The organism is Rhodococcus sp. C1, from assembly GCF_020809065.1.
Taxonomy (GTDB): domain Bacteria; phylum Actinomycetota; class Actinomycetes; order Mycobacteriales; family Mycobacteriaceae; genus Rhodococcus_F; species Rhodococcus_F qingshengii.
The window spans coordinates 971651-988102 of sequence record NZ_CP078080.1 but is presented as its reverse complement, the minus strand read 5'-3'; the positions used below and the strand labels follow the sequence as shown (position 1 = coordinate 988102).

The 16452-nt window shown below is 62.2% G+C and carries 18 protein-coding genes; 15 read left to right on the top strand and 3 right to left on the bottom strand.

The window, feature by feature from the left end; all coding sequences use genetic code 11:
- The 5 genes from KTR60_RS04570 (at position 1) to KTR60_RS04550 (ending at position 4126) form a co-directional block, all read left to right on the top strand.
- Positions 1–1071, top strand: a complete 1071-nt coding sequence (locus KTR60_RS04570) for a thiolase domain-containing protein (RefSeq protein WP_007734273.1) — start codon at positions 1–3, stop codon at positions 1069–1071.
- On the top strand, positions 1071–2252 hold the full coding sequence (locus tag KTR60_RS04565) for a thiolase domain-containing protein (RefSeq protein ID WP_007734272.1): 1182 nt from the start codon (positions 1071–1073) through the stop codon (positions 2250–2252). Before KTR60_RS04570 ends, KTR60_RS04565 begins: the two co-directional genes overlap by 1 nt.
- A gap of 36 nt (positions 2253–2288) precedes the next feature.
- Positions 2289–3152 carry a TIGR03619 family F420-dependent LLM class oxidoreductase gene (locus KTR60_RS04560; RefSeq protein ID WP_019746978.1) on the top strand — a complete coding sequence of 288 codons (864 nt, stop codon included), beginning with the start codon at positions 2289–2291 and terminating at the stop codon, positions 3150–3152.
- 9 nt (positions 3153–3161) lie between these two features.
- The gene (locus KTR60_RS04555) at positions 3162–3572 is read left to right on the top strand and encodes a nuclear transport factor 2 family protein (protein WP_007734269.1); all 411 of its coding nucleotides are present in this window, start codon (positions 3162–3164) and stop codon (positions 3570–3572) included.
- A gap of 173 nt (positions 3573–3745) precedes the next feature.
- Entirely contained in the window at positions 3746–4126 is a 381-nt protein-coding gene (locus KTR60_RS04550; RefSeq protein ID WP_020906296.1) for a VOC family protein, read from the top strand.
- Positions 4127–4320: 194 nt separating this feature from the next.
- Here KTR60_RS04550 and KTR60_RS04545 read toward each other — a convergent pair whose 3' ends face one another.
- Positions 4321–5571, bottom strand: coding sequence for a cytochrome P450 (locus tag KTR60_RS04545; protein WP_007734267.1), 1251 nt, complete (start codon positions 5569–5571; stop codon positions 4321–4323).
- Between the two features lie 174 nt (positions 5572–5745).
- On the opposite strand from KTR60_RS04545, the gene KTR60_RS04540 reads away from it, so the two are divergent.
- From KTR60_RS04540 to KTR60_RS04525, 4 genes are all read left to right on the top strand, one after another.
- On the top strand, positions 5746–6909 hold the full coding sequence (locus KTR60_RS04540; protein WP_003945509.1) for a steroid 3-ketoacyl-CoA thiolase: 1164 nt from the start codon (positions 5746–5748) through the stop codon (positions 6907–6909).
- A gap of 1 nt (position 6910) precedes the next feature.
- Entirely contained in the window at positions 6911–7399 is a 489-nt protein-coding gene (locus tag KTR60_RS04535) for a nitroreductase family deazaflavin-dependent oxidoreductase (RefSeq protein ID WP_050655745.1), read from the top strand.
- A 57-nt stretch (positions 7400–7456) separates the two neighbouring features.
- Positions 7457–7870 carry a hypothetical protein gene (locus KTR60_RS04530; RefSeq protein ID WP_007734258.1) on the top strand — a complete coding sequence of 138 codons (414 nt, stop codon included), beginning with the start codon at positions 7457–7459 and terminating at the stop codon, positions 7868–7870.
- A gap of 94 nt (positions 7871–7964) precedes the next feature.
- Entirely contained in the window at positions 7965–8636 is a 672-nt protein-coding gene (locus KTR60_RS04525; protein WP_003945460.1) for a GNAT family N-acetyltransferase, read from the top strand.
- Between the two features lie 67 nt (positions 8637–8703).
- On the opposite strand, the gene KTR60_RS04520 is transcribed toward KTR60_RS04525, so the two are convergent.
- On the bottom strand, positions 8704–9618 hold the full coding sequence (locus KTR60_RS04520) for an SDR family oxidoreductase (RefSeq protein WP_003945561.1): 915 nt from the start codon (positions 9616–9618) through the stop codon (positions 8704–8706).
- A gap of 102 nt (positions 9619–9720) precedes the next feature.
- On the opposite strand from KTR60_RS04520, the gene echA20 reads away from it, so the two are divergent.
- From echA20 to KTR60_RS04500, 4 genes are read left to right on the top strand one after another with little or no spacing between them, the layout of a single operon-like run.
- Positions 9721–10497, top strand: a complete 777-nt coding sequence (echA20, locus tag KTR60_RS04515) for a (7aS)-7a-methyl-1,5-dioxo-2,3,5,6,7,7a-hexahydro-1H-indene-carboxyl-CoA hydrolase (RefSeq protein ID WP_003945611.1) — start codon at positions 9721–9723, stop codon at positions 10495–10497.
- A gap of 7 nt (positions 10498–10504) precedes the next feature.
- Positions 10505–11413, top strand: a complete 909-nt coding sequence (ipdA, locus tag KTR60_RS04510; protein WP_042449482.1) for a cholesterol ring-cleaving hydrolase subunit IpdA — start codon at positions 10505–10507, stop codon at positions 11411–11413.
- Positions 11410–12165 carry a CoA-transferase subunit beta gene (locus KTR60_RS04505; RefSeq protein ID WP_003945796.1) on the top strand — a complete coding sequence of 252 codons (756 nt, stop codon included), beginning with the start codon at positions 11410–11412 and terminating at the stop codon, positions 12163–12165. The genes ipdA and KTR60_RS04505 overlap by 4 nt, the downstream gene beginning before the upstream one ends.
- Positions 12162–13223 (top strand): NAD(P)H-dependent flavin oxidoreductase, encoded by a 1062-nt coding sequence (locus KTR60_RS04500; RefSeq protein WP_007734249.1) that lies wholly within the window; start codon positions 12162–12164, stop codon positions 13221–13223. Before KTR60_RS04505 ends, KTR60_RS04500 begins: the two co-directional genes overlap by 4 nt.
- A gap of 78 nt (positions 13224–13301) precedes the next feature.
- On the opposite strand, the gene KTR60_RS04495 is transcribed toward KTR60_RS04500, so the two are convergent.
- Positions 13302–14021 carry an IclR family transcriptional regulator gene (locus tag KTR60_RS04495; protein ID WP_042449480.1) on the bottom strand — a complete coding sequence of 240 codons (720 nt, stop codon included), beginning with the start codon at positions 14019–14021 and terminating at the stop codon, positions 13302–13304.
- Between the two features lie 250 nt (positions 14022–14271).
- On the opposite strand from KTR60_RS04495, the gene KTR60_RS04490 reads away from it, so the two are divergent.
- Positions 14272–15036: an SDR family NAD(P)-dependent oxidoreductase gene (locus KTR60_RS04490; RefSeq protein ID WP_007734247.1), complete on the top strand. Its 765-nt coding sequence runs from the start codon at positions 14272–14274 to the stop codon at positions 15034–15036.
- Between the two features lie 83 nt (positions 15037–15119).
- Complete coding sequence (locus tag KTR60_RS04485; protein ID WP_042449476.1) at positions 15120–16274, top strand: Rieske 2Fe-2S domain-containing protein; 1155 nt, start codon at positions 15120–15122, stop codon at positions 16272–16274.
- Positions 16275–16452 lie beyond the last annotated feature (178 nt).

Sequence of the window (16452 nt, the reverse complement as noted above, 5' to 3'; positions counted from 1 at the left end):
ATGACTTCTGCAGACATCGCAGTCGTGGGCTTTGCTCAGGCACCCCACGTCCGCGAAACCAACGGCACCACCAACGGCGTCGAGATGCTCGTCCCGTGCTTCCAGCAGCTCTACAGCGATCTGGGAATCACCAAGTCAGACATCGGCTTCTGGTGCTCCGGATCTTCCGACTACCTGGCCGGACGAGCGTTCTCCTTCATCTCGGCCATCGACTCCATCGGAGCGGTCCCGCCGATCAACGAATCTCACGTCGAGATGGACGCTGCGTGGGCCTTCTACGAAGCGTGGATCAAGATCTTGACCGGTGAGGTCGAGACCGCGCTGGTGTACGGATTCGGCAAGTCCTCCGCCGGGCACCTGCGCAAGATCCTGTCCATGCAGCTCGATCCGTACCTCGTCACTCCGCTGTGGCCGGACTCCGTCTCGATCGCCGGACTTCAAGCCCGACTCGGACTCGACGCGGGTAAGTGGACGCACGAGGACATGGCGGAGGTTGCCGCTCGTAGCCGTCGTCACGCGCTGAGCAATCCGAAGGCTCAGCTCGCAGGCGAGGTCGACATCGAGGCCCTTCTCGCCAGCCCCTTCCTCGCAGATCCGTTGCGCGCACACGATTGTGCGCCCATCACCGACGGCGCGGCAGCAATCGTCCTGGCCTCGGGTAACCGCGCCCGCGATCTCTGCGAGCGGCCGGCGTGGATCACCGGACTCGAGCATCGCATCGACTCCCCCAACCTGGGTGCACGTGACCTGACCACCTCACCGTCTACTACGTCGGCAGCCAAGGCGGCAACGGGCGGCGAGGTCGGCAACATCGACGTCGCCGAACTGCACGCACCGTTCACTCACCAGGAATTGATCTTGAAGGAAGCGATCGGCCTGACCGACGCCACCACGATCAACCCGTCCGGCGGTCCGCTCAGCGGCAACCCACTGTTCGCCGGTGGTCTGGAACGAATCGGCCACGCCGCCAAGGCAATCTTCGACGGCCAGGCGAATCGCGCTCTGGCCCATGCAACAAGCGGCCCTGTGCTGCAGCAGAATCTGGTAGCAGTCTTGGAGGGACGGAACTGATGGCCGGAACGCCTCAACTCGCGGCCGTGCTCGGCACCGGCCAAACTCACTACGTCGCAAAGCGTCACGATGTCTCGATGGCGGGCTTGGTCCGTGAAGCCATCGACGCCGCGATGCTCGACGCCAACGTCGGCTGGGACGACATCGACGCCGTCGTCATCGGAAAGGCCCCCGATTTGTTCGAGGGTTCGATGATGCCCGAACTCGCCATGTCGGATGCTCTGGGCGCAAACGGAAAGCCGTTGCTGCGTGTTCACACTGCCGGATCGGTGGGCGGTTCGACGGCTATCGTCGCCTCCAGCCTGGTCAAATCCGGTGTCCACAAGCGGGTTCTGACGGTTTCCTGGGAGAAGCAGTCCGAGTCGAACGCCATGTGGGCGCTGTCCGTACCGGTTCCGTTCAACATGCCGGTCGGCGCCGGTGCCGGTGGATACTTCGCCCCGCACGTCCGTTCGTACATTCGTCGATCGGGCGCACCGGAGCACATCGGCTACCTCGTCGCGGTGAAGGATCGGCTCAACGGCAGCCTCAATCCGTATGCGCACTTGCGGCAGCCGGACATCACTCTCGAATCGGTACAGGCATCTCAGATGCTCTGGGATCCGATCCGATACGACGAGACCTGCCCGTCCTCGGACGGCGCGTGCGCTCTGGTGATCGGCAACGAGGAAGCGGCCGCACAGGTCGAGGCCGAGGGTCGTTCGGTCGCGTGGATCCACGCGACGGCCATGCGCACCGAGCCGACCTTCTATGCCGGACGCGATCAGGTCAATCCGCAAGCCGGCCGTGACGCTGCAGCAGCACTGTGGAAGTCAGCGGGAATCACCGATCCGCTCAACGAGATCGACTGCGCCGAAATCTATGTCCCGTTCTCGTGGTTCGAGCCGATGTGGCTCGAGAACCTCGGCTTCGCGGAGGAAGGCCAGGGCTGGAAGCTCACCGAGGCGGGTGAAACCGCGATCGGCGGCAAGCTCCCGGTCAATGCCTCGGGCGGTGTTCTCTCCTCCAACCCGATCGGCGCCTCGGGCATGATCCGTTTTGCCGAGTCGGCGATGCAGGTCATGCACCGCGCCGGCGATCACCAGGTGGCCGATGCTCGCAAGGCGCTCGGCCATGCCTACGGCGGTGGCTCGCAGTACTTCTCGATGTGGGTCGTCGGCTCCGAACGTCCCACCACGTAAGCAGCAGCACACACGCCGATCAGGAAGAGGCCGAAGATGAAGTACACCGTCGGGGTTGCCATGAACCCCTTGGACCAGTTAGCCGGTATCGCCAAAACTGCTGAGGAATGCGGCTTTTCGTCGATCGCTCTCCCCGATTCACTGTTTTTCATGGAAACGCAGGCGGCGGATTACCCGTACACCCCGGACGGGTCTCGGATGTGGAATGCCGAGACCCCCTGGGTCGATCCGCTCATCGCCGCGGCTGCAATGGGCGCGGTGACCGAGAAGATCGAGTTCTACACCCAGGTGCTCAAGCTGGGTAGCCGCAATCCCGTCCTGCTCGCGCGGCAGGTCGGTTCGGTGGCGGCATTGACGAACAACCGTTTCGGCTTCGGCGTCGGAATCGGTTGGGCTCCGGAAGAGTTCGAGTGGTGCGGCGCTCCGTACAAGCGTCGGGGCGCACGTGTGGACGAGATGATCGACGTCCTCAAACTGATCCTCGGCGGCGGCATGGTCGAGTATCACGGTGAGTTCTTCGATTTCGATCGCCTGCAGATGAGCCCGGCCCCCACCAAGCCGGTTCCGTTCTACGTCGGCGGCCACACCGAGGTCGCACTCAAGCGTGCTGCGCGAGTCGGCGACGGTTGGACCTCGGCGATGATCAAGTTCGACGACCTGGTGGGTGTGATCGCACGACTACGCGAACTGCGCGCCGAGTACGGCCGCGAGAACGAGCCGTTCGAAATCCAGACGGTGTGCATCGACCGTTTCGGCAAGGACGGTTACGCAGAGCTCGAAGATGCCGGCGTCACGGACATCATTACCGTGCCTTGGGTTTTCGACGGAATCGGATTCGATGCCCCACTGGAGGCAAAGCAGGATTCGATGCGCAAATTCGCCGAGCAGTACATCAACTGAGGAGCCGCGATGACCGACGAACACCCCGCCCGCGTCGCGGGTAACGCTTCGCGCGCCGCAGCGAGTGGCAAGAACAAGGAAGCCTGGCTGGACCTCTTCGCCGAGGACGGTTGGGTGGAAGATCCGGTCGGGCCTTCGGGCTTCGATCCCGAAGGCAAAGGCCATCACGGGCGCGAAGCGATCTCCAAGTTCTACGACATGACGATCGCGAACGCGGACAAGCTCGAATTTCTGATCGACGATTCCCTGGTGTGCGGCAACGAGAACGTCAACATCGGCAAGATCCGAACCACCATCGGCGGCTCGATCATCGACGCCGAGGGCGTGTTCGTCTACCGGGTGAACGACGACGGCAAGATCGCGTCGCTTCGAGCATTCTGGGAAGTGGACCGTGCAATGAAGACGGCACGCAAAGCCTGAGAACCCACAGTACGAGCGCGGCCCCGGTCATCGACCGGGGCCGCGCTCGTCGTATTCGAATCAGCCTGTCGTACTTGCACCGAGAAACTCGAAATGGTTTCCTGGTTCCCAACGTCGCGTGTCGATGACGGACTGCGTCAGGCATGGAGGCGTCGTACCGCAAGGGGTCACTCATGACCATTTCGTTCAATCACACCATCATCGCCGCAAAAGACCGACAAGAGTCTGCGTGGTTCTTCACTCACATGTTCGGCCTTCCAGGCCCGGTCGAAGCCGGCTACTTTCTCGGCGTTGAACTCGAGCACGGCGTGACGTTGGACTTCGCACAGGTGGAAGAAGGCGCCGAGGTTGCGTCTCAGCACTATGCTTTCCTCGTCTCCGAGGATGACTTCGACGGCATCTACCAGCGGATACAGGCGCTGAAACTGGATCACTGGGCCGATCCGCGCCAGTCGAGTACCGGCTTCAACACCAACGACGGTGGGCGTGGGGTCTACTTCCTCGACCCGTCGGGACATTTCCTGGAAGCCATCACCAAACCGTACGGCGGCTGAATTGGAGATCGAACTACAAACGGCGGCGCCTACGGGAGATGAGGGATCCCGCAGACGCCGCCGCAGTTCCAGGTTGCCAACAAGTGGCTCCCCGGAACGTCTACTGTAGTTCTGCGTGTTCGAGAGTGCAGAGGCAACTCCCGAAAACCTACACAGAACCTACTCGCCGGTTACCAGGTCAGTATATGTCCGGATCAGTGTTTGACCGGGCAGCCCGATGTCTTGTAATCAACCTGAAACTCTTTGATGCCGTTGAGCCAGCCCGAGCGAAGGCGTCGGGGATCCCCGAGCCTGGTGATGTCGGGTAGGTGATCGGCGATCGCATTGAAGATCAGATCGATTTCCAGACGGGCCAAGTTGGCGCCGATGCAGTAGTGCGCACCGGTGCCGCCGAATCCGAGGTGCGGATTGGGGTCACGCATGATGTCGAACTTCGTCGGGTTCTCGAAGACGTCCTCGTCGAAGTTGGCCGACGCGTACATCATCACGACGCGATCGCCCTTCTTGATCTTCTGTCCGCCGAGTTCGGTGTCTTCGAGCGCGGTGCGCTGGAAGGAAGTCACCGGGGTCGCCCAACGAACGATCTCGTCGGCCGCCGTCTTGGGGCGTTCCTTCTTGTACAGCTCCCACTGGTCGGGATTGTCGAGGAAGGCAACCATGCCGTGTGTGATGGCATTGCGAGTGGTCTCGTTACCCGCGACCGCAAGCAGGATCACGAAGAAGCCGAATTCCTCTGGGGAGAGCTCATTTCCGTCGATGTCAGCTTCGATGAGCTTGGTGACGATGTCATCGGCGGGACACTTCTTGCGCTGATCCGCCATCTGGTACGCGTATCCCAGAATCTCCATCGACGCTGCCTGCGGGTCGATGTCGAACTCGGGATCGTCGTACGACGTCATCTGGTTGGACCAGTCGAAGAGCTTCATTCGATCTTCCTGCGGCACACCGAGAAGCTCGGCGATTGCCTGCAGCGGAAGTTCGGACGCGACCTGAACCACGAAGTCACCGGCACCGCCGGCAGCCGCGGTCGTGACGATCTTTTCGGCACGCTCGGTCAGTTCCTCGCGCAGGCTGTTGATGGCGCGCGGGGTGAATCCACGAGATACCAGCTTGCGCAGCTTGGTGTGCTCCGGAGCGTCCTTGTTGATGAGAATGAATCGCTGCATCTCGACGTTCTCGCGCGGGATGTCGTCGGCGAAGCGAGGAATCGCGGTGTTCTCGTGGGTCGAGAAGATGTCGCTTCGCTGCGAGACCTCCTTGACCTCTTCATGACGGGTGACCACCCAGAAGCCCTCGTCCTGGAATCCACCGATTTCCGGAGGCTGCGGATTCCACCACACGGGGGCCGTCTTCCGGAGTTCGGCGAACTCCTCGAACGGCATGCGTTCCGCGTAGATGTCGGGGTCCGTGAAGTCGATTCCCTCGGGGAATGCGGGCTGTGCCACTGATGTCTCCTGCCCTAAGCCTTTTCATCACAGGGGTGATGGGGATCCGTGATGTGTAACACGTTCTACTCTCATTGAAACACAAGCCTGCTTACTAGGAAAGGAAACGTCGGCAGGTCTTGCTTCCCGCAGAGAACCTGTTCTACTTTTTCATTACAAGGAAAGGAGCCCGCTGTGGGCACACCAGTAATCGTCGAGGCTGTCCGTACACCGATCGGCAAGCGCGGAGGTTGGCTCGCCGGTCTGCACGCCGCCGAGATCCTCGGAGCTGCACAAAAGGGAGTTCTCGACCGGTCGGGAATCGACCCGTTGCTGATCGAGCAGGTGATCGGCGGCTGCGTCACCCAGGCCGGCGCTCAGTCCAACAACATCACGCGCACGGCCTGGCTGCACGCCGGACTTCCGTGGCAGACCGGCGCAACCACCGTGGACTGCCAGTGCGGTTCGGCCCAGCAGGCGAACCATCTGATCGCCGGTCTGATCGCCACCGGCGCCATCGACGCCGGTATCGCCTGCGGCATCGAAGCCATGAGCCAGGTTCCCCTCGGCGCCAACGTCGGCGATCAGGCCGGACCGCGCCGACCCGCGACGTGGGACATCGACATGCCCAACCAGTTCGAAGCTGCAGAACGCATCGCGCGTCGACGCGGACTGACCCGCGACGACGTCGAAGCCCTCGGCGTCCGCTCGCAGGCGCTGGCCAAGCAGGCTTGGGAGGAAGGACGTTTCGACCGCGAGGTTCTCGAACTCTCGGCACCCCAGGTCGACAAGGAAGGAAACCTCACGGGCGAGACCAAGGTCGTCAATCGCGATCAGGGCCTGCGCGATACGACGGCGGAGTCCCTTGCCCGACTGAAGCCCGTCCTCGAAGGCGGGATTCACACGGCCGGAACGTCTTCCCAGATCTCCGACGGAGCGGCCGCAGTCCTGCTCATGGACGAGGACAAGGCTCGCGCGCTCGGATTGAAGCCGCGAGCCCGCATCATCGCCCAGGCGCTGGTCGGCTCGGAACCGGAATTCCACCTCGACGGACCGGTGCAGGCAACCAGCCGTGTCCTGGAGAAGAGCGGAATGAAGATCGGCGATCTCGATCTGTTCGAGATCAACGAAGCATTCGCATCCGTCGCACTGTCCTGGGCTCAGGTTCACGAACCTGACTTCGACAACGTCAATGTCAACGGCGGCGCGCTCGCTCTCGGCCATCCGGTCGGCAGCACGGGATCTCGCCTGATCACCACCGCACTGCACGAACTCGAGCGTCGCAACGGCTCGACGGCTCTGATCACGATGTGCGCCGGCGGCGCACTGGCCACCGGAACCATCATCGAGCGTATCTGAGATGACTACTCCCCCAGCCAAACCCAAGGGACTCGACGCTCCGGCGACGGTCAAGATCATCAAGTGGATGTCGAAGGCGAACGTCGCGATGTATCGCGCCACCGACGGGCGGCTGGGTAGCAAGTGGCGGGTCGGCAGCGCGTTCCCTCGCGGGCTGCCGATCTGCCTGCTGACCACCACCGGTCGCAAATCCGGCGAGGAGCGGATCAGCCCGCTGCTGTTCCTCGAGGACGGCGAGAACGTGATTCTGGTGGCGTCGCAAGGCGGTCTTCCGAAGAACCCGATGTGGTACCTCAACATCAAGGCAGACCCGGTGGTGACGGTGCAGATCAAGTCTCGGATCCGCTCGATGAAAGCCCGCGTCGCGGCCGAGGACGAGCGCGCTCGGCTGTGGCCGATGTTGAGGGCGATGTATCCGGATTTCGACAACTATCAGGCCTGGACCGACCGGGTCATTCCCGTCATCGTGTGCGAGCCACTGAAGAGTTAAACGAACTGTTTACAACAAAACGTTTACATTGACCCGGGTTCGTGCCACCCTGGGTTCATGACCGATGACCAGTTCAGACCGATCGATTCCGGCCGCGAACGCGCACATCGCGAGTACGCCGGACTCTTTCGAATCAGCGAGCGCCACGGCGCGACCCCAAGCCAGCGCGCGCGGCAATCTCATCCGGAGATGCTCGAGCCCTACGGCGCGGTGCGCGTCGTGGCTCGTCTTGCGGGTGGCACCGACACACCGCAGCCGAACGAACCCGAGGTCGACGATGCCGACGTCATGGCCGCGTTGACTCTGATCCCCAAGGCCCGAGCCGAAATGGAACAGCTGGAAGCACTGTTCCTCGGGATTGCCCGCGAACGGGGCATGACCTGGCAGGACATCGCTTTCGGGCTGGGACTCGGAAGCACTCAAGCCGCCCGCCAGCGCTACGAACGGCTCGTTCGCCGCACCGGAGGCTGAACGCGTGCCATAACCGGCGAGTTGGAGCACTATTGACTCGTACGGTCCGCACGGCGTTTCGACAGAGCCTCGAACACAGCAAGGAGTCGCATATATGACGACGCATATTCAAGATCAAATCCTGGACCGACGCGAGATCACCTCAGCCCTCGTGCGTGCGCTGGAGCGTCGCCACGAGGTGCTGGACGCAGTGGTCGACAGCAAGGACCACCAGGAGGCACTGACCACCGTCGCGGAACTCCTCGGCACGTCGGAAGCAAATGCCGAAGCAGTTCTGAGCCTCAAGTTCAGCGCACTGACCAAGGCAGCGCGCGATCGCATCCAGGGCGAGCTGGAGAATCTCGACGCCACTCTCGAATGGACGACGCTCGATCGTCCCGCGAGCAGCGGGCAGAACTTCACCCTGCGTCCGTTCAGCGACAGCGCAGAAGACAAGGCACTGTTCACGATTCGCTCGGCCGAGCAGCTCGGCGAAGACGGCAAGCCGTGGAGCGAGGATCGGATCGAAGCCGAGCGCGTCGGCGGTCTCGGTCGGATCGACGACGAGAGCGCTGCCTGGTTCGTCGCCGAGGACGTCTCCGGTGACGGCCCGAAGAGCGTCGGCCTGGTATTCGGCGAACTCGACGGCCAAGAGGTGAACGTGGCGATCTGGATCGCGCCGGAATCTCGCAAGAAGGGCTACGGCACCGCCTGCGTGAAACATTCGCGGCGCGAACTCGCAGCTGAGTTCCCCGGCACCGTGTTGGTGGTTCGGGCGCCCGCGTAGGCGGCACGCCGCCTGTGAGTGGTTGAGGAGTCCCTGCACTCCTTAACCACTCACAGGGCCGGAGGCCCTACGCCCCGTACACCGGCGTCGGAATCTCCGCCTTCTCCAACAGCGTTGCCACGACGGGCCCGATCTCCTTCGGGTCCCAGCGATCTCCCTTGTCCTCGCTCGGGCCGTGACGCCAGCCCTCCGCGACGGTGATCTTTCCGCCCTCTACCTCGAACACCCGGCCCGTGACGTCCTTGGACTCGGCGCTACCGAGCCAGACGACCAGCGGCGAGATGTTCTCGGGAGCCATGGCGTCGAAGCCCTCTTCCGGAGCTGCCATCGCTTCTGCCATCGCCCCGCCCGCGCCGACAGTCATGCGTGTGCGCGCAGCAGGCGCGATCGCGTTGACACTGACTCCGTAATTCTTGAGCTCGGCGGCGGCCTGGATGGTCATCTCGGCGATGCCGGCCTTGGCCGCGGCGTAGTTGCCCTGGCCGATCGAACCCTGCAGTCCTGCACCCGAACTGGTGTTGATGATGCGTGCGTCGACGGTCTTGCCTGCCTTGGCCTCGGCGCGCCAGTAGGCAGCTGCGTGACGGAGCGGCGCGAAGTGCCCCTTGAGGTGCACGCGAATCACCGCGTCCCACTCGCCTTCGCTCATACCGACCAGCATGCGGTCCCGCAGGAAGCCTGCGTTGTTCACGAGTACGTCCAGGCCACCGAAGGTGTCGATCGCGGTCTTGATCAGATTCTCGGCGCCCGCCCAGTCGGCGACGTCGTCTCCGTTGACCACTGCTTGGCCACCGGCGGCGATGATCTCCGCGACAACCTGCTCGGCCGGACTCTCACCGGTCGCGGAACCGTCGGCACCCGCACCGATGTCGTTGACGACGACCTTGGCGCCCTCGGCAGCAAATGCCAATGCATGCGCACGTCCGATACCGCGGCCAGCCCCGGTGATGATGACTACGCGTCCGTCGACCAATCCACTCATATTTGTCTCCTAATGCACTCTGCTCGGGCTTGTCGGCTCCGCTTGTGTGCTAACTTACCAAGCAATCGCTTGGTTTGGTACACAGACGTAAGGAATCCCGATATGGGCATCAGCACCTCCTCCGACGGAACCGGCATCACCACGGTCACCATCGACTACGCGCCGGTCAATGCAATCCCGTCCAAGGGATGGTTCGAGCTTGCCGACGCCATCCTCGACGCGGGCAAGGATCTCAACACTCACGTGGTGATCCTGCGAGCCGAGGGACGCGGATTCAACGCCGGCGTCGACATCAAGGAGATGCAGGCCACCGAGGGATTCGACGCGCTGGTCGCCGCCAACCGCGGTTGCGCCGCGGCCTTCGCGGCCGTCTACGACTGTGCTGTACCCGTCGTCGTGGCCGTCAACGGATTCTGTGTCGGCGGCGGCATCGGACTCGTCGGCAACGCGGACGTGATCGTCGCTTCCGACGACGCGATCTTCTCCCTCCCCGAGGTCGACCGCGGCGCACTCGGCGCTGCCACACACCTCTCGAGGCTGGTGCCACAGCACATGATGCGCACGCTCTACTACACCGCACAGAGCGTCGACGCACACACACTCAAGCAGTTCGGCAGCGTCTACGACGTGGTCCCGCGCGAGAAGCTCGACGAGTGCGCTCGCGAGATCGCCGCGAAGATCGCCGCCAAGGACACCCGCATCATCCGGTGCGCCAAGGAAGCCATCAACGGCATCGACCCGGTGGACGTCAAGGGCAGCTACCGCCTCGAGCAGGGCTACACCTTCGAACTCAACCTCCTCGGCGTGTCCGACGAACACCGCGACGAGTTCGTCGCCACCGGCAAGCCGCGCGAGAACGCAACCCAGAAGGAAGGCTGAGACAAACATGGCTAGCAAGCGTGACAAGACGAAGTCGCTCGACGAGGTAGTCGGCGAACTCCGCAGCGGAATGACGATCGGCTTGGGCGGCTGGGGATCTCGCCGCAAGCCGATGGCCTTCGTGCGTGCGATTCTGCGTTCGGACGTCAAAGACCTGACCGTGGTCACCTACGGCGGACCGGATCTCGGACTGCTGTGCTCGGCCGGCAAGGTCAAGAAGGCATACTACGGTTTCGTGTCCCTCGACTCCGCGCCGTTCTACGACCCGTGGTTTGCCAAGGCACGCACCGCCGGTGAGATCGAAGTCCGCGAGATGGACGAGGGCATGGTCAAGTGTGGCCTCGAAGCAGCTGCCGCTCGCCTTCCCTTCCTCCCGATCCGCGCCGGCCTGGGTTCGGATGTCCGCAACTTCTGGGGCGACGAACTCAAGACCGTCACCTCCCCGTACCCCGAGGCCGACGGCCGCTCCGAGACCTTGATCGCGATGCCTGCGCTCAACCTCGATGCGTCGTTCGTTCACCTCAATCTCGGTGACAAGCACGGCAATGCCGCGTACAACGGCGTCGACCCGTACTTCGACGACCTGTACTGCATGGCGGCCGAAAAGCGTTACGTCTCCGTCGAACGCATCGTCGAGACCGAGGAGCTGGTCAAATCCGTTCCACTGCAGAACCTTCTGCTCAACCGCATGATGGTCGACGCCGTCGTCGAGGCACCCAATGGTGCGCACTTCACGTTGGCCGGCGAAAGCTACGGCCGCGACGAGAAGTTCCAGCGTCACTACGCCGAGTCCGCCAAGACCCCCGAGTCGTGGCAGGCGTTCGTCGACACCTTCCTCTCCGGCAGCGAAGAGGACTACCAAGCCGCAGTAAAGAAGTTTGCCGATTCATCAAAGGCAGGGGAGCAGGCAAAATGAGCGAATCCACCGTCACCCGCGCAGAGTACGTTGTTCTCGCTTGCGCTGAAATCTTCTCCGGTGCAGGCGAAATCATGGCCAGCCCGATGTCGACGTCGTCCACCATCGGCGCTCGCCTGGCTCGACTCACCACCGAGCCCGACCTGCTGATCACCGATGGTGAAGCCCTCATTCTCGAGGACACTCCGGCCGTCGGAACGAAGGGCCCCGTCGAAGGATGGATGCCGTTCCGCAAGGTGTTCGACGTCGTCGCTTCCGGCCGCCGTCACGTAGTCATGGGCGCCAATCAGCTCGATCGCCACGGCAACCAGAACCTCTCCGCCTTCGGCCCGCTTCAGCAGCCGACGCGTCAGATGTTCGGTGTGCGCGGCGCCCCGGGTAACACCATCAACCACGCGACGAGCTACTTCGTCCCCAAGCACTCCAAGCGAGTGTTCGTCGACAAGGTCGACGTGGTGTGCGGTGTCGGCTACGACCAGATCGATCCCGAGAATCCGGCTTACAAGTACCTGAACATCCCCCGCGTCGTCACCAACCTCGGTGTCTTCGACTTCGGCGGACCAGGAAACACCTTCCGCGCGTTGAGCCTTCACCCCGGCGTCACCGCCGAAGAGGTAGCCGAGAACACCTCGTTCGAGGTTGCCGGACTCGCCGAGGCCGGTATCACCCGTGACCCCACCGCCGAAGAACTTCACCTCATCCGCGAAACCCTCGATCCGCGCAACCTCCGGGACCGTGAGGTCTCGGCATGACCCCCACCCTGAAGACCGCGCTGACCGAACTGGTCGGTGTCGAGTACCCGATCGTGCAGACGGGTATGGGCTGGGTTTCCGGTCCCGCTCTCACGTCAGCAACGGCTAACGCCGGTGGTCTCGGCATCCTGGCTTCGGCCACGATGACGTACGACGAGCTCGAGCACGCGATCAAGAAGACGAAGCAGCTCACGGACAAGCCGTTCGGCGTCAACATGCGTGCCGACGCCACTGACGCCCCGCAACGCGCGGATCTGCTGATCCGTGAAGGCGTCAAGGTCGCGTCGTTTGCGTTGGCTCCCAAGAAGGAACTGATCGCCAAGCTCAAGGACCACGGCATCGTCGTCGTGCCCTCGATCGGTGCCGCGAAGCACGCGGTCAAGGTTGCATCCTGGGGCGCGGACGCCGTCATCGTCCAGGGCGGCGAAGGTGGTGGCCATACCGGCGGTGTGGCCACGACATTGCTTCTCCCCTCGGTTCTCGACGCGGTCGATATTCCGGTCATCGCCGGTGGCGGATTCTTCGACGGCCGCGGGCTGGCTGCCGCACTGGCGTACGGCGCTGCCGGTGTCGCGATGGGAACGCGATTCCTTCTCACCAGCGACTCTTCGGTTCCCGATTCCGTCAAACAGGAGTATCTCAAGCGCGGACTGACGGATACGACTGTCTCCCGCAAGGTCGACGGCATGCCTCATCGTGTGCTCAACACCGACCTGGTCAACAGCCTCGAAGGTTCCAGCTATGCAACCGGTTTGATCGCCGCGGCCAAGAATGCCACGAAGTTCAAGGCCATGACGGGCATGAAGTGGTCGACCCTCGCCAAGGACGGTCTCGCGATGAAGCGGTCGGGTGACCGCACGCTGATGCAGATCATCATGGCAGCCAACACACCGATGTTGCTCAAGGCCGGACTGGTCGAGGGCAACACGGAAGCCGGTGTTCTTGCTTCGGGTCAGGTTGTCGGCATGATCAACGATCTGCCCAGCTGCAAGGAACTGATCGAAAGCATCATGGAAGGTGCCGCGGGGCGTATCGACGCGCTTGCGGCTCTTCGCTGACACAGCTCTATCCGAGTGCGTCTCCCCCACTGCGCTTTACGCGTAGTGGGGGGAGGCGCACTCTTTGCGTTTGTCGGACTATCCCGTCTTCTCCTGCTCGAACCCGTCGATCATTCCGAAATACTGCGAGATCGCTGCTGCCGCCATCTGTACGGGAGCGGCGTTCCTCTTGTCTATCGTGCCGCGAATCAAGGGCCCACAAATCGAGAGACCTACTGGCATGTGGTCGAGCACCCCGATTCGCGCGCCGATACAGCCCATCCCGGAATTGCAGATTCCGAACGCAACTGCGTGTTGGCGAACGTCATTGGCGTTGTGCGACGATGCCACCGATCTGTTGCCGGCGCTCAACAGTGACTTCCCGATGGTCGACGCTTGCGCTGGGATACGTGAGCCGACGCGAGTCTGAAGGTCGGGGACCATCAGGCTCCCGATCTTCTGGATGTAGCGCACATGGTTTCCTTCCAACACCCCGAGGTGCACGGCGTGTCCAGTCACGAAATGCAATTGCTGAAGTAGGGGCGTAACCACTCGATCCACTTTGTTTCGATACAGCGAGAGCGCGCCCAGATCTCCTAGCTTGTCGCCTATCTCGTACTCGAGTCCTTCGCGGCGTAGCCAGTTCATCCTCACGAGTTTCAGTAGCATCCGGTGCACGGACGATCGCGGAATCCCGGTTCGGCGCGCGACCTCCCCCAATGTCAGCCGAGGCGCGTCACGAAAGCAGTCCACCACCACCGACAGTCTGTCGAGAGTTGACATGGGGATGGACTCTTCGGTGATCGGTCCGACCAACATCGATGTCTCCGTTCCGGTGGCCCGCCGCTTCGGCAGCCAACATTCGTTCCGCCCATCTGAGCTTCCGTGGACACACGACGCCAGTACGTTTCCCACGCAGCGGGAGATGCATCTGCATGGGCTCTCACCAGCACCTATACCGATGATCGGTCATGTTCGTTGAGTCCGAATCCATCCCTCGTCACAGTGATGACCGGAGCCCATCAGATCATGCGGCGCCGAGCAGAACGCTTCAAAATCAGGAGGACACATGAATGCTTCATCCCCGTCGACAGGCGTGATCATCACCGGCGGCGCATCCGGAATCGGATTGGCCTCCGCCCGCGCGCTCGCGGCGATCCGACGACCAGTCGCTCTCTGGGATATCGACGAGGCAAAAGCGGTCGATCAGGCAGCCGTGATCTCCTCCGAATTCGGCATCGACGCCATCGGAGTGGGAATCGATCTCACGAGAGCGGACGACTACGCGGCCGCATTGGCCACAACCCGTTCCTCACTTCCCTCCATCGGCGGACTTGTTCACTCCGCCGGGGTCGTCGATATCGGATCCCTCGAAGGAGTGACGCTCGACGTGTGGGAGACGGGTATCAACACCCATCTACGTCCGCTCATCCTGTTGGTTCAACAGTTGATGCCTGATTTCACGGCCAATCCCGGTTCGGCAATAGTCGGAATCGCTTCGATCAACGCAACTTTGGGCAATGCAATCAACCCTGTCTACTCCGCTGCAAAGGGTGGGATGTTGTCGATGGTCCGATCGCTGGCGGACCGACTGGGCCCGGACGGCATTCGGATCAACTGCGTCTCTCCCGGACAGATTCTGACCCCTCTGCTTCAGCCGACCGTAGACGCATTGGGTGACGGGGCATTCGAACGACGCATCCTCCTCGGCAGGCTCGGTCGCCCGGAGGAAATCGCACACGCTGTCCGCTTCCTGCTGTCCGACGAAGCAAGTTACATCACCGCAACGGAATTGGTTGTCGACGGCGGCAACATCTCGTCGCAGCGTATGTGACTTGCCCAGAGATTTACCCCCCTTCGACTGTCGTACAACGTCGCTCGGTCCAGCCCACCGGGTGCACTCACGAAAGGAAGAACATGACAATTGCGGATGTCAATGAATCGGAAGAGGTTCGCATCATCGACCAGGGAGAACCTCCCACTCGATTTGCCCGCGGATGGCACTGCCTCGGCCTCGCCAAGGACTACAGCGACGGGAACCCGCATTCCGTCGAAGCTTTCGGTACCAAACTGGTCGTCTTCTCCGACTCGCATGGCGAACTGAAGATCCTCGACGCGTACTGCCGTCACATGGGCGGCGACCTGAGTCAGGGCACGGTCAAGGGCGATTCGATCGCGTGCCCCTTCCACGACTGGAGGTGGGGAGGCAACGGTAAGTGCACCGCGATTCCCTATGCTCGACGTGTCCCCCCGCTTGCCAAGACCCGCGCTTGGACTGCGCTCGAACAAGACGGGCTGCTCTTCGTCTGGCACGACCCCGAAGGCAATCCGCCTCCTGCCGAAGTCGCCATACCGATCATCAAGTCTGCGGAGCACGAGTGGACCGATTGGGTCTGGAAGTCGATAGTCATCGATACGAACTGCCGAGAAATCGTCGACAACGTCGTTGACATGGCGCACTTCTTCTACGTGCACTTCTCGTTCCCCACCTATTTCAAGAACGTCTTCGAAGGACACGTCGCCATCCAGGAGCAGAGCGGCATCAACCGCGACGACATCGTGACCTGGACCGACCCCGACGTACCGAAGTTGGTGTCGAATCTTTCGACAGCGGCCTACCACGGACCGTCGTTCATGATCGACGACTTGCGCTACGTCTACGAGAACTTCACGACCGATTCGGTGCTGATCAACTGCCACTACCCGGTGAGCCCGAACAAATTCGTACTCATGTACGGCATTACCGTCCAGAAGTCCGCAGAGATGCCCGCCGAGTTCGCCGATCAACTTGTCGACGCGATGATCGGATACATCGGTGTCGGGTTCGAGCAGGACATCGAGATCTGGAAGAACAAGACCCGCATCGACAATCCGCTGCTCTGCACCGAGGACGGTCCGGTATACCAACTGAGGCGGTGGTATGAACAGTTCTACGTGGACGTCGCCGACGTCACACCCGAGATGGTCGACCGTTTCGAATTCGAGATGGACACAAGCAAACCCATCGAAGTGTGGAAGCAGGAAGTCGCTGACAACATCGCACGCAGGGCCGCCGCAGGAGTAGGGCAATGACCATGGAACCGCTGGACTGCGAGCGGTGCGGAACCTACGTCCTCGTGGAGAAGAACAGCTGGCATCACACGTCGACCCAGTGGCGATCAGATTCGCGCACGGCATGTTTGGAGTACCGCGACGATGCTGAACCGCCGAGAATTCGATCCGGAAGTTGTTCCGCATTGAGAAATTCCAT

Excerpts from the sequence above, each read along its gene's own strand:
- KTR60_RS04570 (WP_007734273.1), top strand. The coding sequence starts at position 1 with ATGACTTCTGCAGACATCGCAGTCGTGGGCTTTGCTCAGGCACCCCAC.
- KTR60_RS04565 (WP_007734272.1), top strand. The coding sequence starts at position 1,071 with ATGGCCGGAACGCCTCAACTCGCGGCCGTGCTCGGCACCGGCCAAACT.
- KTR60_RS04560 (WP_019746978.1), top strand. The coding sequence starts at position 2,289 with ATGAAGTACACCGTCGGGGTTGCCATGAACCCCTTGGACCAGTTAGCC.
- KTR60_RS04555 (WP_007734269.1), top strand. The coding sequence starts at position 3,162 with ATGACCGACGAACACCCCGCCCGCGTCGCGGGTAACGCTTCGCGCGCC.
- KTR60_RS04550 (WP_020906296.1), top strand. The coding sequence starts at position 3,746 with ATGACCATTTCGTTCAATCACACCATCATCGCCGCAAAAGACCGACAA.
- KTR60_RS04535 (WP_050655745.1), top strand. The coding sequence starts at position 6,911 with ATGACTACTCCCCCAGCCAAACCCAAGGGACTCGACGCTCCGGCGACG.
- KTR60_RS04530 (WP_007734258.1), top strand. The coding sequence starts at position 7,457 with ATGACCGATGACCAGTTCAGACCGATCGATTCCGGCCGCGAACGCGCA.
- KTR60_RS04525 (WP_003945460.1), top strand. The coding sequence starts at position 7,965 with ATGACGACGCATATTCAAGATCAAATCCTGGACCGACGCGAGATCACC.
- KTR60_RS04520 (WP_003945561.1), bottom strand. The coding sequence starts at position 9,618 with ATGAGTGGATTGGTCGACGGACGCGTAGTCATCATCACCGGGGCTGGC.
- echA20 (WP_003945611.1), top strand. The coding sequence starts at position 9,721 with ATGGGCATCAGCACCTCCTCCGACGGAACCGGCATCACCACGGTCACC.
- ipdA (WP_042449482.1), top strand. The coding sequence starts at position 10,505 with ATGGCTAGCAAGCGTGACAAGACGAAGTCGCTCGACGAGGTAGTCGGC.
- KTR60_RS04505 (WP_003945796.1), top strand. The coding sequence starts at position 11,410 with ATGAGCGAATCCACCGTCACCCGCGCAGAGTACGTTGTTCTCGCTTGC.
- KTR60_RS04500 (WP_007734249.1), top strand. The coding sequence starts at position 12,162 with ATGACCCCCACCCTGAAGACCGCGCTGACCGAACTGGTCGGTGTCGAG.
- KTR60_RS04495 (WP_042449480.1), bottom strand. The coding sequence starts at position 14,021 with ATGTTGGTCGGACCGATCACCGAAGAGTCCATCCCCATGTCAACTCTC.
- KTR60_RS04490 (WP_007734247.1), top strand. The coding sequence starts at position 14,272 with ATGAATGCTTCATCCCCGTCGACAGGCGTGATCATCACCGGCGGCGCA.
- KTR60_RS04485 (WP_042449476.1), top strand. The coding sequence starts at position 15,120 with ATGACAATTGCGGATGTCAATGAATCGGAAGAGGTTCGCATCATCGAC.